This window comes from Rummeliibacillus pycnus, assembly GCF_044359855.1.
Taxonomy (GTDB): domain Bacteria; phylum Bacillota; class Bacilli; order Bacillales_A; family Planococcaceae; genus Rummeliibacillus; species Rummeliibacillus pycnus_A.
The window spans coordinates 2,672,093-2,688,828 of sequence record NZ_CP132291.1 but is presented as its reverse complement, the minus strand read 5'-3'; the positions used below and the strand labels follow the sequence as shown (position 1 = coordinate 2,688,828).

4 protein-coding genes, 11 tRNA genes and 6 rRNA genes are annotated in these 16,736 nt (G+C 45.1%); all 21 read right to left on the bottom strand.

Going from position 1 to position 16,736, the window contains the following annotated elements:
- Nucleotides 1-32: 32 nt before the first annotated feature.
- The 21 genes from Q8X41_RS13295 to lysS all read right to left on the bottom strand — a co-directional run bounded on the left by Q8X41_RS13295 (nt 33) and on the right by lysS (nt 16,585).
- A complete protein-coding gene (locus tag Q8X41_RS13295) occupies nt 33-1,406 on the bottom strand; it encodes an ATP-binding protein (RefSeq protein ID WP_397536770.1) in 1,374 nt (457 codons plus the stop codon).
- Nucleotides 1,403-2,080 carry a response regulator transcription factor gene (locus Q8X41_RS13290; RefSeq protein ID WP_397536769.1) on the bottom strand — a complete coding sequence of 226 codons (678 nt, stop codon included), beginning with the start codon at nt 2,078-2,080 and terminating at the stop codon, nt 1,403-1,405. Before Q8X41_RS13290 ends, Q8X41_RS13295 begins: the two co-directional genes overlap by 4 nt.
- A gap of 267 nt (nt 2,081-2,347) precedes the next feature.
- Complete coding sequence (locus Q8X41_RS13285) at nt 2,348-3,448, bottom strand: DUF1648 domain-containing protein (RefSeq protein WP_397536768.1); 1,101 nt, start codon at nt 3,446-3,448, stop codon at nt 2,348-2,350.
- Between the two features lie 175 nt (nt 3,449-3,623).
- Nucleotides 3,624-3,740 (bottom strand): 5S ribosomal RNA (gene rrf / locus Q8X41_RS13280).
- A gap of 59 nt (nt 3,741-3,799) precedes the next feature.
- Nucleotides 3,800-6,727 (bottom strand): 23S ribosomal RNA (locus tag Q8X41_RS13275).
- A gap of 182 nt (nt 6,728-6,909) precedes the next feature.
- Nucleotides 6,910-8,457, bottom strand: a 16S ribosomal RNA gene (locus tag Q8X41_RS13270).
- Between the two features lie 143 nt (nt 8,458-8,600).
- Nucleotides 8,601-8,676: transfer RNA gene (locus Q8X41_RS13265), tRNA-Ala, on the bottom strand.
- 17 nt (nt 8,677-8,693) lie between these two features.
- Nucleotides 8,694-8,770, bottom strand: a tRNA-Pro gene (locus Q8X41_RS13260).
- A 3-nt stretch (nt 8,771-8,773) separates the two neighbouring features.
- Nucleotides 8,774-8,850: transfer RNA gene (locus Q8X41_RS13255), tRNA-Arg, on the bottom strand.
- Between the two features lie 41 nt (nt 8,851-8,891).
- Nucleotides 8,892-8,980, bottom strand: a tRNA-Leu gene (locus Q8X41_RS13250).
- 5 nt (nt 8,981-8,985) lie between these two features.
- A tRNA-Gly gene (locus Q8X41_RS13245) sits at nt 8,986-9,060 on the bottom strand.
- Nucleotides 9,061-9,107: 47 nt separating this feature from the next.
- Nucleotides 9,108-9,192, bottom strand: a tRNA-Leu gene (locus Q8X41_RS13240).
- Between the two features lie 15 nt (nt 9,193-9,207).
- Nucleotides 9,208-9,283: transfer RNA gene (locus Q8X41_RS13235), tRNA-Lys, on the bottom strand.
- A 15-nt stretch (nt 9,284-9,298) separates the two neighbouring features.
- Nucleotides 9,299-9,374: transfer RNA gene (locus Q8X41_RS13230), tRNA-Thr, on the bottom strand.
- A 13-nt stretch (nt 9,375-9,387) separates the two neighbouring features.
- A tRNA-Val gene (locus Q8X41_RS13225) sits at nt 9,388-9,463 on the bottom strand.
- A 7-nt stretch (nt 9,464-9,470) separates the two neighbouring features.
- A 5S ribosomal RNA gene (gene rrf, locus Q8X41_RS13220) occupies nt 9,471-9,587 on the bottom strand.
- A 125-nt stretch (nt 9,588-9,712) separates the two neighbouring features.
- A 23S ribosomal RNA gene (locus Q8X41_RS13215) occupies nt 9,713-12,641 on the bottom strand.
- 99 nt (nt 12,642-12,740) lie between these two features.
- Nucleotides 12,741-12,816: transfer RNA gene (locus Q8X41_RS13210), tRNA-Ala, on the bottom strand.
- A gap of 14 nt (nt 12,817-12,830) precedes the next feature.
- Nucleotides 12,831-12,907: transfer RNA gene (locus tag Q8X41_RS13205), tRNA-Ile, on the bottom strand.
- Between the two features lie 104 nt (nt 12,908-13,011).
- A 16S ribosomal RNA gene (locus Q8X41_RS13200) occupies nt 13,012-14,559 on the bottom strand.
- The 16S, 23S and 5S rRNA genes sit together here with 11 tRNA genes alongside, the layout of an rRNA operon.
- A gap of 535 nt (nt 14,560-15,094) precedes the next feature.
- Entirely contained in the window at nt 15,095-16,585 is a 1,491-nt protein-coding gene (lysS, locus tag Q8X41_RS13195; protein ID WP_397536767.1) for a lysine--tRNA ligase, read from the bottom strand.
- Nucleotides 16,586-16,736 lie beyond the last annotated feature (151 nt).

Here is a 16,736-nt window from a genome sequence, read left to right as displayed (position 1 = left end):
ACTGTCAATATGAACTCTATATGAACTCCATATTACAAATTCGGAATTATAATGATAAAGGTTGTCCCCTCGCCAAGCTCACTTTCCACCTCAATATGTCCTTCATGAAAATGAATAACCTTCTCTACAATAGATAAGCCAAGTCCAGTTCCATCTTTTGTACGCGATTCATCTGCACGGTAAAAGCGTTCAAATAACTGTTTCTTAGTCACATCACTCATGCCAATCCCTGTATCCTGTATACGAACAGTCACTTCATGTTCAGACGATGTCAGTAATACTTGAATATCTCCGTTTGGACGATTATATTTAATTGCATTAGTCAATAAATTCTCCCAAACCTTTTCTAATAGTCCAGCGTCACCATTAAAAGTAGTTGGCTCTAAAGTCATTGAAAGATTAATACCCTCTTCCTCCAACCACCAACGATGCTTTTGTATCGTCGCTTTTAGTTGCCGATCAAGTGAGTATGCCTTTCTCTCCATTTGACGCGCTGATTGATCAAGTGAGGTTAATAATAATAGCTGCTTCGTTAGTGTCGATAATCGATGTGTTTCAGTTTGAATAATAGTAGCGTAATTTTGGCGCTCCTCATCAGTTATATACTCTGATTTTAGCAATCCTGCATACCCTTGAATATTTAATAACGGTGACTGAAAATCATGCGAAACATTGCTTATAAATTCTTTACGCATCAAATCATTTTCTTGTAATTGGCCCATCATTGTATTAAAACTTGTTGCCAGTTGTCCGATTTCATCCTTTCTCTCAATTTTCAGTGGTGTATCGAATCGTTCATTCGCAATACGTTTTGTTGCTGCAGTAAGTTCTGTAATAGGTCTAATTAATAACTTCGCAAAAAACAACATCGCTACTAAACTAATAATCCCCATAAAGAGAGTCCATCCGCCCATAATTGTGTGCACTTCATTAAATAACAGTTTAATGTCCGGTCTTAAAAACATCGCATAGCGTTGATGGTGATATTGGAATGGAACACCGACTGTATTAGACATATAATTCGCAAAGAATCCTGTTACAAAGGTTTCTCTAGGGAAATCCCGCATACCATGATAAATCTCACCATCTAGCACATTTTGAATAGTAGAGTCAGGTAGATCCTTAACACGATAATTTCCGCCATAAAATTTATGCTTTTCATTGTCTTCTACAATATAAATTTGGTATCCCACATCGCCAATTGTTTTTAAATAATGATCTAAATTGAGGTCTGGTACTTCATTAATATGTTTAATAATCGACTGTGCAATTGCTACGTTTTTTTCATCATTTTTTTGCTTTGTCACTTGATGATAGTATGTGTTCGTTAATAAAAAGCCTGTGATAGAGCTGAAAATCATAATTAAAATTGTCGCTAATAAAAACTTACTATACAAAGATTTCATTGATTATGTACCTCTAACTTATAGCCAATTCCTCGTATTGTTACGATTTCTACATCTGTCGCAATTTTTACTAGTCGTTCACGAATTCGTTTTATATGCGTATTTAATGTTTGCTCATCTCCTTCATAATCAAAGCCCCAAACTTTTTCCATAATTTCTGCTCTTTCGAAGACTTGATTTGGGCGGGAAGCAAGTAATGCAAATACCTCAAACTCTTTTAGTGGCATGAGTAAGGTACTTTGTCCAGAAGATACTTCGAAACTTTTTCGATTAACGGTAACGGTGCCTACCCGAAGTATAGCGTCTCTTGGTTTATCATATCGACGTAAGATTGCTGCAATACGGAATAATAACTCTTTTGGTGCAAATGGCTTCACCATATAATCATCCGAACCAGCTATAAATCCCTTCTCCTTATCCTCTAATTCTCCTTTCGCTGTTAATAACAATACAGGCAAATTTAATTTCTCACGTATACGTTTTGTCAGTTCATAGCCGTTCATTCCTGGCATCATCACGTCTACTACTACCAAATCAGGTATCTCTGTTTCTAAAATACTTAGTGCTTGAATAGCATTTTCAGCTTTCAACACTTGATAACCTGCTTGTGTTAAATGAATACGTACTAAATCTAAAATATTCTTATCATCATCTACGATTAAAATTTTAGACACTGCGGTCGCTCCATTCCCCGTCTTTTTCTTCCATTATAGCGAAAGAGCTGGTGAGGCTATACCCACCAGCTCTTTTTATATTGAAGTTTTGTTTAACTCGATTGTTGATATTTTAAATTTTATCTACAGGTGGACGCTTTCCGCGGGCGAATCAACGAGCTTCCTCGCTACGCCCCAGGTCTAATCTGGCTTGCTTTCTCGCAGGAGTCTCTGCCTTTCGCCAAGTATAATCAATTCAAAAAAATCAACAATATCATAAAACAGAACCTATGTTAAAAATGCTATTAATAGAATGATTATGATTGGCACAAATACTATTAAATAACTCATTGGTCTAGCAAAATTAATCGTCCAACCTATTCCAAATCTTTTTTCAACGAAAAGTGATGGATCTTCCTTATTAAAATACATTAATCCGCCTTTCCAATAGCGATCATCATCTACGTCCGTAATACCATCTGGATAGCTTGAATCATTTCCAACCTTCTCTAAACTGCTAACCTTTACAGAAAAAATAATGCTACCTACAATAGTCACTACTATAAATGTTATAAATATAGTCAGCATAATACCTTCTCCTACAATGCCATGATGAATAGTTGTTAGCTGTAGAAAGGTAAATAAGACAGTAATAAGAAAAGCTGTCAAAAACATAAACCAACTAGTATATTTTCTTTTCTCCAATTGTTTATAAGCTGATTTTTGAGGATGAATCGCACTTATCTTCATACCAGAACGCTTTGTTCCTTCAGTTAAAGAAGCGAATAAAATTTGCATAAGGAACATTAAAAGTGGTAACGAAATTACTGAAAAGCGATTCTTCTCCGTGAAAGCATCAGGTGCTCCACTTGGGCCCCAATGTGTAGGAATTTGTTCAGGTAGTAAAGCATACTGATAGTACGTGTAAATGATTAGTACCAATGGAACAAAAGCTAAACTTATAAAATAAGAAAACGGTAGCATCTCATCTTGCCCACGTAATGATGTATCTACTACCTTTACTTCTGTTAAATTGACTCCCCATTGTTTTTGTTGTTTTTCCACTCGCAATTTTTGATGGAAAAATGCATAGAATAGCATACTTACAATCATTAAGAGGAACATTAATGCTGTACCAACAATGATTTGAAGGTCTTCACTATGAGTTACTAGAATCGACCAAATGCTATAAGCAACTAAAAACAAGAGCCAAATACTCGCTACGGCTATACTATAGATTTTTTTAACTTGAATAACTGATTTGTCTTCAATATGTGAAGCAGGAATCGTAACGCCAAATACAACTGTCTTTTTTAACGTATAAGGAATAAATATTTGAACTAGCCCTGTAAAACATAACATAACAATAGCTATCCAAAAACCAATCATAGCTAAACCTCCTAGATTTGTTGTGTTAATTGAGTATATATAGGGACGTCTGTATTTGGTTTAATTTGAATAAACATTTAATCCCTCCTCCAATCTGTTCTATATGTATTATAACAAAAGCAACTTCAAAAAAATGAAAAAAGCACAACTGAATAATCAGTTGTGCTTTAAGTGTGCCTAGCAACGTCCTACTCTCGCAGGGGGACAGCCCCCAACTACCATTGGCGCTAAAGAGCTTAACTTCTGTGTTCGGCATGGGAACAGGTGTGACCTCTTTGCCATCATTACTAGACTATTGAGATTGTTCTCTCAAAACTGGATAAACATTCATTGAAGTTCTTAAATCAACTTTTGGTTAAGTCCTCGATCTATTAGTATTCGTCAGCTCCATGTGTCACCACACTTCCACCTCGAACCTATCTACCTTGTCGTCTTCAAGGGATCTTACTTACTTGCGTAATGGGAAATCTCATCTTGAGGGGGGCTTCATGCTTAGATGCTTTCAGCACTTATCCCGTCCACACATAGCTACCCAGCGATGCTCTTGGCAGAACAACTGGTACACCAGCGGTGTGTCCATCCCGGTCCTCTCGTACTAAGGACAGCTCCTCTCAAATTTCCTACGCCCACGACGGATAGGGACCGAACTGTCTCACGACGTTCTGAACCCAGCTCGCGTACCGCTTTAATGGGCGAACAGCCCAACCCTTGGGACCGACTACAGCCCCAGGATGCGATGAGCCGACATCGAGGTGCCAAACCTCCCCGTCGATGTGGACTCTTGGGGGAGATAAGCCTGTTATCCCCGGGGTAGCTTTTATCCGTTGAGCGATGGCCCTTCCATGCGGAACCACCGGATCACTAAGCCCGTCTTTCGACCCTGCTCGACTTGTAGGTCTCGCAGTCAAGCTCCCTTGTGCCTTTACACTCTACGAATGATTTCCAACCATTCTGAGGGAACCTTTGGGCGCCTCCGTTACTCTTTAGGAGGCGACCGCCCCAGTCAAACTGTCCGCCTGACACTGTCTCCTACCCCGCTAAGGGGTACGGGTTAGAATTTCAATACAGCTGGGGTAGTATCCCAAGGACGCCTCCACCGAAGCTGGCGCTCCGGTCTCTCTGGCTCCTACCTATCCTGTACAAGCTGTACCAAAATTCAATATCAGGCTACAGTAAAGCTCCACGGGGTCTTTCCGTCCTGTCGCGGGTAACCTGCATCTTCACAGGTACTATAATTTCACCGAGTCTCTCGTTGAGACAGTGCCCAGATCGTTACGCCTTTCGTGCGGGTCGGAACTTACCCGACAAGGAATTTCGCTACCTTAGGACCGTTATAGTTACGGCCGCCGTTTACTGGGGCTTCGGTTCTCACCTTCGCTTACGCTAAGCAATCCCCTTAACCTTCCAGCACCGGGCAGGCGTCAGCCCCTATACGTCACCTTACGGTTTTGCAGAGACCTGTGTTTTTGCTAAACAGTCGCCTGGGCCTATTCACTGCGGCTCTCTCGGGCTTGCACCCTACTAGAGCACCCCTTCTCCCGAAGTTACGGGGTCATTTTGCCGAGTTCCTTAACGAGAGTTCTCTCGCTCACCTTAGGATTCTCTCCTCGACTACCTGTGTCGGTTTGCGGTACGGGCACCTCCTACCTCGCTAGAGGCTTTTCTTGACAGTGTGAAATCAGGAACTTCGCTCATACGAGCTCGCCATCATAGCTCAACGTTATAGAGAGCGGATTTGCCTACTCTCACGCCTTACTATTTAGACGCACATAACCAACAGTGCGCTTACCCTATCCTACTGTGTCCCCCCATTACTCAAATGGTAGGGAGGTGGTACAGGAATATCAACCTGTTATCCATCGCCTACGCCTATCGGCCTCGGCTTAGGTCCCGACTAACCCTGAGAGGACGAGCCTTCCTCAGGAAACCTTAGTCATTCGGTGGATGGGATTCTCACCCATCTTTCGCTACTCATACCGGCATTCTCACTTCTAAGCGCTCCACCAGTCCTTCCGGTCTGACTTCTCAGCACTTAGAACGCTCTCCTACCACAGACATCGTAGATGTCTATCCACAGCTTCGGTGAATTGTTTAGCCCCGATACATTTTCGGCGCAGCGTCACTCGACCAGTGAGCTATTACGCACTCTTTAAATGATGGCTGCTTCTGAGCCAACATCCTGGTTGTCTAAGCAACGCCACATCCTTTTCCACTTAACAATTACTTTGGGACCTTAGCTGGTGGTCTGGGCTGTTTCCCTTTGACTACGGATCTTATCACTCGCAGTCTGACTCCCGTGCATAAATCACTGGCATTCGGAGTTTGTCTGAATTCGGTAATCCGGGATGGACCCCTAGTCCAAACAGTGCTCTACCTCCAGGATTCTCTATCACGAGGCTAGCCCTAAAGCTATTTCGGAGAGAACCAGCTATCTCCAGGTTCGATTGGAATTTCTCCGCTACCCACACCTCATCCCCGCACTTTTCAACGTGCGTGGGTTCGGGCCTCCAGTAAGTGTTACCTTACCTTCACCCTGGACATGGGTAGATCACCTGGTTTCGGGTCTACAACCACATACTCATTCGCCCTATTCAGACTCGCTTTCGCTACGGCTCCGTCTTTTCAACTTAACCTTGCATGTAATCGTAACTCGCCGGTTCATTCTACAAAAGGCACGCTATCACCCATTAACGGGCTCTAACTACTTGTAGGCACATGGTTTCAGGATCTCTTTCACTCCCCTTCCGGGGTGCTTTTCACCTTTCCCTCACGGTACTGGTTCACTATCGGTCACTAGAGAGTATTTAGCCTTGGGAGATGGTCCTCCCAGATTCCGACGGAATTTCACGTGTTCCGCCGTACTCAGGATCCACTCAGGAGAGAATGAACTTTTGACTACAGGACTGTTACCTTCTTTGGTGGGTCTTTCCAAACCGCTTCGTCTAACTCATTCCTTTGTAACTCCGTGTTGAGTGTCCTACAACCCCAAGAGGCAAGCCTCTTGGTTTGGGCTCTTCCCGTTTCGCTCGCCGCTACTAAGGGAATCGAAATTTCTTTCTCTTCCTTCAGGTACTTAGATGTTTCAGTTCCCTGAGTCTGCCATCATGACGCTATGTATTCACGTCAAGATACTGTCCCATTACGAACAGTGGGTTCCCCCATTCGGAAATCTCCGGATCAAAGCTTACTTACAGCTCCCCGAAGCATATCGGTGTTAGTGCCGTCCTTCATCGGCTTCTAGTGCCAAGGCATCCGCCATGCGCCCTTAATAACTTAACCTATAAGTTATTAAGCCTAAAAAATTTAAAACTTAATATAAAAAATGTGTTACTTAAGAATTTCTTCAATGTCGTTTTATCCAGTTTTCAAAGAACAAGTTTTGAAAGCGATGAGCCTTCAAAACTGAACAGCAAGCGTTAATCGTATAAGTTCCAAGAACTTATTCCCGAAATATTCCTTAGAAAGGAGGTGATCCAGCCGCACCTTCCGATACGGCTACCTTGTTACGACTTCACCCCAATCATCTATCCCACCTTCGGCGGCTGGCTCCAAAAGGTTACCTCACCGACTTCGGGTGTTACAAACTCTCGTGGTGTGACGGGCGGTGTGTACAAGGCCCGGGAACGTATTCACCGCGGCATGCTGATCCGCGATTACTAGCGATTCCGGCTTCATGTAGGCGAGTTGCAGCCTACAATCCGAACTGAGAACGGTTTTATGAGATTAGCGTACTCTCGCGAGTTAGCGACTCTTTGTACCGTCCATTGTAGCACGTGTGTAGCCCAGGTCATAAGGGGCATGATGATTTGACGTCATCCCCACCTTCCTCCGGTTTGTCACCGGCAGTCACCTTAGAGTGCCCAACTGAATGATGGCAACTAAGATTAAGGGTTGCGCTCGTTGCGGGACTTAACCCAACATCTCACGACACGAGCTGACGACAACCATGCACCACCTGTCACCAATGTCCCCGAAGGGAAAACTCTATCTCTAGAGCGGTCACTGGGATGTCAAGACCTGGTAAGGTTCTTCGCGTTGCTTCGAATTAAACCACATGCTCCACCGCTTGTGCGGGCCCCCGTCAATTCCTTTGAGTTTCAACCTTGCGGTCGTACTCCCCAGGCGGAGTGCTTAATGCGTTAGCTGCAGCACTAAGGGGCGGAAACCCCCTAACACTTAGCACTCATCGTTTACGGCGTGGACTACCAGGGTATCTAATCCTGTTTGCTCCCCACGCTTTCGCGCCTCAGTGTCAGTTACAGACCAGACAGTCGCCTTCGCCACTGGTGTTCCTCCAAATCTCTACGCATTTCACCGCTACACTTGGAATTCCACTATCCTCTTCTGCACTCAAGTTCCCCAGTTTCCAATGACCCTCCACGGTTGAGCCGTGGGCTTTCACATCAGACTTAAGAAACCACCTGCGCGCGCTTTACGCCCAATAAATCCGGACAACGCTTGCCACCTACGTATTACCGCGGCTGCTGGCACGTAGTTAGCCGTGGCTTTCTAATAAGGTACCGTCAAGGTACGTTCATTTCCTAACGTACTTGTTCTTCCCTTACAACAGAGTTTTACGATCCGAAAACCTTCATCACTCACGCGGCGTTGCTCCATCAGACTTTCGTCCATTGTGGAAGATTCCCTACTGCTGCCTCCCGTAGGAGTTTGGGCCGTGTCTCAGTCCCAATGTGGCCGATCACCCTCTCAGGTCGGCTATGCATCGTTGCCTTGGTAGGCCGTTACCCCACCAACTAGCTAATGCACCGCGGGCCCATCCTGTAGTGACGCCGAAGCGCCTTTCAACATCTTCACATGAGAGAAGATGGATTATCCGGTATTAGCTCCGGTTTCCCGAAGTTATCCCAGTCTACAGGGCAGGTTGCCCACGTGTTACTCACCCGTCCGCCGCTAAATCAGAGGAGCAAGCTCCTCATCATTCGCTCGACTTGCATGTATTAGGCACGCCGCCAGCGTTCGTCCTGAGCCAGGATCAAACTCTCCATAAAAGTAAAGTTTGAAAGCTCATTAGCTTTGCTAGCGTATCATCTATAAGATGATATCTATTTTTGCCCTTGTCACTAACAAGAGTTAGTGAACAAAGTTTATTGATTAACGTCTTGCTTGTTCAGTTTTCAAGGTTCATAAAAATTGGTGGAGCCTAGCGGGATCGAACCGCTGACCTCCTGCGTGCAAGGCAGGCGCTCTCCCAGCTGAGCTAAGGCCCCAATAAGTTTATTTAAAATGGTCGGGAAGACAGGATTCGAACCTGCGACCCCTTGGTCCCAAACCAAGTGCTCTACCAAGCTGAGCTACTTCCCGATATGGTGCGCCCAGCAGAAGTCGAATCCACAACCTTCTGATCCGTAGTCAGACGCTCTATCCAGTTGAGCTATGGGCGCATATTATATATAAATCATTTTATTATATTGTATATTAAAAATGGTGCCGAGGGCCGGAATCGAACCGGCACGGTAGTCACCTACCGCAGGATTTTAAGTCCTGTGCGTCTGCCAGTTCCGCCACCCCGGCATATTTGGAGCGGAAGACGGGGTTCGAACCCGCGACCCCCACCTTGGCAAGGTGATGTTCTACCACTGAACTACTTCCGCATATGCATGTGTTATTTAATCTGGCAATTATTAAGTTTTATAATAAATGGTGCGGGTGAAGGGAGTCGAACCCCCACGCCTTGCGGCGCTAGATCCTAAGTCTAGTGCGTCTGCCAATTCCGCCACACCCGCAATATTTAATTAAAATGGTGAGTCATGCAGGATTCGAACCAGCGACCCTCTGATTAAAAGTCAGATGCTCTACCAACTGAGCTAATGACTCATTTTAAAAGAAATATGGTGCCGGCGAAAGGAGTCGAACCCTCGACCTACTGATTACAAGTCAGTTGCTCTACCAACTGAGCTACACCGGCAAAATAAAATATATGGTGGAGGATGACGGGATCGAACCGCCGACCCTCTGCTTGTAAGGCAGATGCTCTCCCAGCTGAGCTAATCCTCCATATACAGCCTAGCAACGTCCTACTCTCGCAGGGGGACAGCCCCCAACTACCATTGGCGCTAAAGAGCTTAACTTCTGTGTTCGGCATGGGAACAGGTGTGACCTCTTTGCCATCATTACTAGACTATGTTTTTTAAAGACAAGAATAATTATATCACTTTCCGAGTAAAAGTCAATACTTTTTTCAAAAAGTTTTTTCTTGTTCTTTCAAAACTGGATAAACATTCATTGAAGTTCTTAAATCAACTTTTGGTTAAGTCCTCGATCTATTAGTATTCGTCAGCTCCATGTGTCACCACACTTCCACCTCGAACCTATCTACCTTGTCGTCTTCAAGGGATCTTACTTACTTGCGTAATGGGAAATCTCATCTTGAGGGGGGCTTCATGCTTAGATGCTTTCAGCACTTATCCCGTCCACACATAGCTACCCAGCGATGCTCTTGGCAGAACAACTGGTACACCAGCGGTGTGTCCATCCCGGTCCTCTCGTACTAAGGACAGCTCCTCTCAAATTTCCTACGCCCACGACGGATAGGGACCGAACTGTCTCACGACGTTCTGAACCCAGCTCGCGTACCGCTTTAATGGGCGAACAGCCCAACCCTTGGGACCGACTACAGCCCCAGGATGCGATGAGCCGACATCGAGGTGCCAAACCTCCCCGTCGATGTGGACTCTTGGGGGAGATAAGCCTGTTATCCCCGGGGTAGCTTTTATCCGTTGAGCGATGGCCCTTCCATGCGGAACCACCGGATCACTAAGCCCGTCTTTCGACCCTGCTCGACTTGTAGGTCTCGCAGTCAAGCTCCCTTGTGCCTTTACACTCTACGAATGATTTCCAACCATTCTGAGGGAACCTTTGGGCGCCTCCGTTACTCTTTAGGAGGCGACCGCCCCAGTCAAACTGTCCGCCTGACACTGTCTCCTACCCCGCTAAGGGGTACGGGTTAGAATTTCAATACAGCTGGGGTAGTATCCCAAGGACGCCTCCACCGAAGCTGGCGCTCCGGTCTCTCTGGCTCCTACCTATCCTGTACAAGCTGTACCAAAATTCAATATCAGGCTACAGTAAAGCTCCACGGGGTCTTTCCGTCCTGTCGCGGGTAACCTGCATCTTCACAGGTACTATAATTTCACCGAGTCTCTCGTTGAGACAGTGCCCAGATCGTTACGCCTTTCGTGCGGGTCGGAACTTACCCGACAAGGAATTTCGCTACCTTAGGACCGTTATAGTTACGGCCGCCGTTTACTGGGGCTTCGGTTCTCACCTTCGCTTACGCTAAGCAATCCCCTTAACCTTCCAGCACCGGGCAGGCGTCAGCCCCTATACGTCACCTTACGGTTTTGCAGAGACCTGTGTTTTTGCTAAACAGTCGCCTGGGCCTATTCACTGCGGCTCTCTCGGGCTTGCACCCTACTAGAGCACCCCTTCTCCCGAAGTTACGGGGTCATTTTGCCGAGTTCCTTAACGAGAGTTCTCTCGCTCACCTTAGGATTCTCTCCTCGACTACCTGTGTCGGTTTGCGGTACGGGCACCTCCTACCTCGCTAGAGGCTTTTCTTGACAGTGTGAAATCAGGAACTTCGCTCATACGAGCTCGCCATCATAGCTCAACGTTATAGAGAGCGGATTTGCCTACTCTCACGCCTTACTATTTAGACGCACATAACCAACAGTGCGCTTACCCTATCCTACTGTGTCCCCCCATTACTCAAATGGTAGGGAGGTGGTACAGGAATATCAACCTGTTATCCATCGCCTACGCCTATCGGCCTCGGCTTAGGTCCCGACTAACCCTGAGAGGACGAGCCTTCCTCAGGAAACCTTAGTCATTCGGTGGATGGGATTCTCACCCATCTTTCGCTACTCATACCGGCATTCTCACTTCTAAGCGCTCCACCAGTCCTTCCGGTCTGACTTCTCAGCACTTAGAACGCTCTCCTACCACAGACATCGTAGATGTCTATCCACAGCTTCGGTGAATTGTTTAGCCCCGATACATTTTCGGCGCAGCGTCACTCGACCAGTGAGCTATTACGCACTCTTTAAATGATGGCTGCTTCTGAGCCAACATCCTGGTTGTCTAAGCAACGCCACATCCTTTTCCACTTAACAATTACTTTGGGACCTTAGCTGGTGGTCTGGGCTGTTTCCCTTTTGACTACGGATCTTATCACTCGCAGTCTGACTCCCGTGCATAAATCACTGGCATTCGGAGTTTGTCTGAATTCGGTAATCCGGGATGGACCCCTAGTCCAAACAGTGCTCTACCTCCAGGATTCTCTATCACGAGGCTAGCCCTAAAGCTATTTCGGAGAGAACCAGCTATCTCCAGGTTCGATTGGAATTTCTCCGCTACCCACACCTCATCCCCGCACTTTTCAACGTGCGTGGGTTCGGGCCTCCAGTAAGTGTTACCTTACCTTCACCCTGGACATGGGTAGATCACCTGGTTTCGGGTCTACAACCACATACTCATTCGCCCTATTCAGACTCGCTTTCGCTACGGCTCCGTCTTTTCAACTTAACCTTGCATGTAATCGTAACTCGCCGGTTCATTCTACAAAAGGCACGCTATCACCCATTAACGGGCTCTAACTACTTGTAGGCACATGGTTTCAGGATCTCTTTCACTCCCCTCCCGGGGTGCTTTTCACCTTTCCCTCACGGTACTGGTTCACTATCGGTCACTAGAGAGTATTTAGCCTTGGGAGATGGTCCTCCCAGATTCCGACGGAATTTCACGTGTTCCGCCGTACTCAGGATCCACTCAGGAGAGAATGAACTTTTGACTACAGGACTGTTACCTTCTTTGGTGGGTCTTTCCAAACCGCTTCGTCTAACTCATTCCTTTGTAACTCCGTATTGAGTGTCCTACAACCCCAAGAGGCAAGCCTCTTGGTTTGGGCTCTTCCCGTTTCGCTCGCCGCTACTAAGGGAATCGAAATTTCTTTCTCTTCCTTCAGGTACTTAGATGTTTCAGTTCCCTGAGTCTGCCATCATGACGCTATGTATTCACGTCAAGATACTGTCCCATTACGAACAGTGGGTTCCCCCATTCGGAAATCTCCGGATCAAAGCTTACTTACAGCTCCCCGAAGCATATCGGTGTTAGTGCCGTCCTTCATCGGCTTCTAGTGCCAAGGCATCCGCCATGCGCCCTTAATAACTTAACCTATAAGTTATTAAGCCTAAAAAATTTAAAACTTAATATAAAAAAATGTGTTACTTAAGAATTTCTTCAATGTCGTTTTATCCAGTTTTCAAAGAACAATTGGTGGAGCCTAGCGGGATCGAACCGCTGACCTCCTGCGTGCAAGGCAGGCGCTCTCCCAGCTGAGCTAAGGCCCCAAAAGAGAAATAAATGGTGGGCCTAAATGGACTCGAACCATCGACCTCACGCTTATCAGGCGTGCGCTCTAACCAGCTGAGCTATAGGCCCCTTTTGAGATTTATATAAAATTTCGAAAGCAATGAGCCTTCAAAACTGAACAGCAAGCGTTAATCGTATAAGTTCCAAGAACTTATTTCCCAAATATTCCTTAGAAAGGAGGTGATCCAGCCGCACCTTCCGATACGGCTACCTTGTTACGACTTCACCCCAATCATCTATCCCACCTTCGGCGGCTGGCTCCAAAAGGTTACCTCACCGACTTCGGGTGTTACAAACTCTCGTGGTGTGACGGGCGGTGTGTACAAGGCCCGGGAACGTATTCACCGCGGCATGCTGATCCGCGATTACTAGCGATTCCGGCTTCATGTAGGCGAGTTGCAGCCTACAATCCGAACTGAGAACGGTTTTATGAGATTAGCGTACTCTCGCGAGTTAGCGACTCTTTGTACCGTCCATTGTAGCACGTGTGTAGCCCAGGTCATAAGGGGCATGATGATTTGACGTCATCCCCACCTTCCTCCGGTTTGTCACCGGCAGTCACCTTAGAGTGCCCAACTGAATGATGGCAACTAAGATTAAGGGTTGCGCTCGTTGCGGGACTTAACCCAACATCTCACGACACGAGCTGACGACAACCATGCACCACCTGTCACCAATGTCCCCGAAGGGAAAACTCTATCTCTAGAGCGGTCACTGGGATGTCAAGACCTGGTAAGGTTCTTCGCGTTGCTTCGAATTAAACCACATGCTCCACCGCTTGTGCGGGCCCCCGTCAATTCCTTTGAGTTTCAACCTTGCGGTCGTACTCCCCAGGCGGAGTGCTTAATGCGTTAGCTGCAGCACTAAGGGGCGGAAACCCCCTAACACTTAGCACTCATCGTTTACGGCGTGGACTACCAGGGTATCTAATCCTGTTTGCTCCCCACGCTTTCGCGCCTCAGTGTCAGTTACAGACCAGACAGTCGCCTTCGCCACTGGTGTTCCTCCAAATCTCTACGCATTTCACCGCTACACTTGGAATTCCACTATCCTCTTCTGCACTCAAGTTCCCCAGTTTCCAATGACCCTCCACGGTTGAGCCGTGGGCTTTCACATCAGACTTAAGAAACCACCTGCGCGCGCTTTACGCCCAATAAATCCGGACAACGCTTGCCACCTACGTATTACCGCGGCTGCTGGCACGTAGTTAGCCGTGGCTTTCTAATAAGGTACCGTCAAGGTACGTTCATTTCCTAACGTACTTGTTCTTCCCTTACAACAGAGTTTTACGATCCGAAAACCTTCATCACTCACGCGGCGTTGCTCCATCAGACTTTCGTCCATTGTGGAAGATTCCCTACTGCTGCCTCCCGTAGGAGTTTGGGCCGTGTCTCAGTCCCAATGTGGCCGATCACCCTCTCAGGTCGGCTATGCATCGTTGCCTTGGTAGGCCGTTACCCCACCAACTAGCTAATGCACCGCGGGCCCATCCTGTAGTGACGCCGAAGCGCCTTTCAACATCTTCACATGAGAGAAGATGGATTATCCGGTATTAGCTCCGGTTTCCCGAAGTTATCCCAGTCTACAGGGCAGGTTGCCCACGTGTTACTCACCCGTCCGCCGCTAAATCAGAGGAGCAAGCTCCTCGTCATTCGCTCGACTTGCATGTATTAGGCACGCCGCCAGCGTTCGTCCTGAGCCAGGATCAAACTCTCCATAAAAGTAAAGTTTGAAAGCTCATTAGCTTTGCTAGCGTATCATCTATAAGATGATATCTATTTTTGCCCTTGTCACTAACAAGAGTTAGTGAACAAAGTTTATTGATTAACGTCTTGCTTGTTCAGTTTTCAAGGTTCATATGTTCGCTCGTTAGCGACTCACTCATTATATCACATCAACTTATCGTTGTCAAGAGTTTTTTAAAAACTTTTAAACTCTTATAATTAAGTTATCACCACTTGTTAGCGACTTAAATATTATATCAGCTTTGTTTTTAAACGTCAACAACTTTTTTAATTGTTTTCAAAGCTAGCTTACTAAATAAATTAGCAACTCAATTACTATATCACCATATCATTATTTGCACAAGTGTTTTTTGTTAAAAAATTAAAAAAAATAGTTAATCACTTGTGATTCATTTCTTACAGCTTGTCTACTATTGTATATAATTCTACGTTATTTTACAAACAAAACAATTAAACAACAAGAAACGACGTTCTCATAACTCTGAGAACGTCGTTTAAGGTCATCTATAGATTAATCACGCGTACGCATTAATGGGAATAATAAAACATCACGAATAGATTGAGAGTTTGTTAAAAGCATGATTAAACGGTCAATACCGATACCTAAACCACCAGTAGGAGCCATACCATATTCTAATGCTTCTAAGAAATCTTCATCCATTTCTTGCGCTTCATCATTACCTTGTTCTTTTTCAATCATTTGTGCTTCAAAACGTTCACGTTGGTCAATCGGATCATTTAATTCCGTGAATGCATTTGCATGTTCGCGGCGCACGATGAATAATTCAAAGCGATCAGTAAAACGTGGATCTTCAGGGTTTTTCTTAGCAAGTGGAGAGATTTCCACTGGGTGACCATATACAAATGTAGGTTGGACTAATGTTTCTTCTACTTTTTGTTCGAAGAATTCATTAATAATATGTCCTACTTCCATTGTATCTTTAATTCCAATATGGTGTTCTCGAGCTAAAGCTTGTGCTTCTTCTTTCGTCATTTCTTTCCAGAAATCTACGCCAGTAGCTTCTTTAACCGCATCTACCATGTGTAGACGTTTCCAGCCTTTTGAAAGATCAATTGTGTCTTCACCATACTGAACTTGAGTTGTACCAAGTACTTCTTGAGCCACATTACCAATTAAATCTTCAGTAAGATCCATGATGTCCTGGAAGTCAGCATATGCTTCGTATAGTTCAAGTAATGTAAATTCAGGGTTATGACGTGTAGATACTCCTTCGTTACGGAATACACGGCCGATTTCGTATACTTTTTCCAGTCCGCCTACGATTAGGCGTTTTAAGTATAGTTCAATTGCGATACGCATATACATAGTTGCATCTAATGCATTGTGATGTGTAACGAACGGACGAGCTGCTGCACCACCAGCAATTGAATTTAGCATTGGTGTTTCCACTTCTAAGAAGCCTTTACCATCCAAGAAAGTACGAATTGAACGGATGATTTGGCTACGTGTGATGAAAGTTTGTTTACTATCATTATTTGTAATCAAGTCAAGATAACGTTGACGATAACGTTGTTCAACGTCTTGTAAACCATGGAACTTTTCAGGTAGTGGACGTAATGACTTAGATAGGAAAGTGAATTCTAAAGCTTTAATAGTTAATTCACCAACATGAGTTTTGAAGATTGTACCTTTAATACCTACGATATCACCAAGATCAGCGTGTTTGAAAATATCATAAGCCTCTTCACCGATTGCATCTTTACGTACATAAATTTGAATTTGACCACCAAGGTCTTGGATGTTAGCAAATCCAACTTTACCTTTACTACGTTTTGTCATAATACGGCCTGCAATAACCACTTGTTCTAGGTTCTCGTTTTCATCTAAATCTTCTTTTGATAAATCTGCATATTGATCTTTTAATTCGTTTGATAAATGTGTGCGTTCAAAGCGTTGACCGAATGGGTCTAAACCTTTTTCTTTTATAGAATCCATTTTTTGGCGTCTTACTAAAAGTTGGTCATTTAATTCTTCTGCCACGATTTTCACTCCTTATAATTGTTCCGCTAAGCAGTCCATAATGTATTTATTGTACACAATTTTCACTAACGATTCACGTCTTTCTACTCATTTCCCCCTTTAAATCTAACATTATATGTGACAAAGAGGAAAAAAGTCGCCACTATTTTAG

Bases quoted from the DNA above. Each gene is read 5' to 3' on its own strand.
- Q8X41_RS13295 (WP_397536770.1), bottom strand. From the start codon at position 1,406: ATGAAATCTTTGTATAGTAAGTTTTTATTAGCGACAATTTTAATTATG.
- Q8X41_RS13285 (WP_397536768.1), bottom strand. From the start codon at position 3,448: ATGATTGGTTTTTGGATAGCTATTGTTATGTTATGTTTTACAGGGCTA.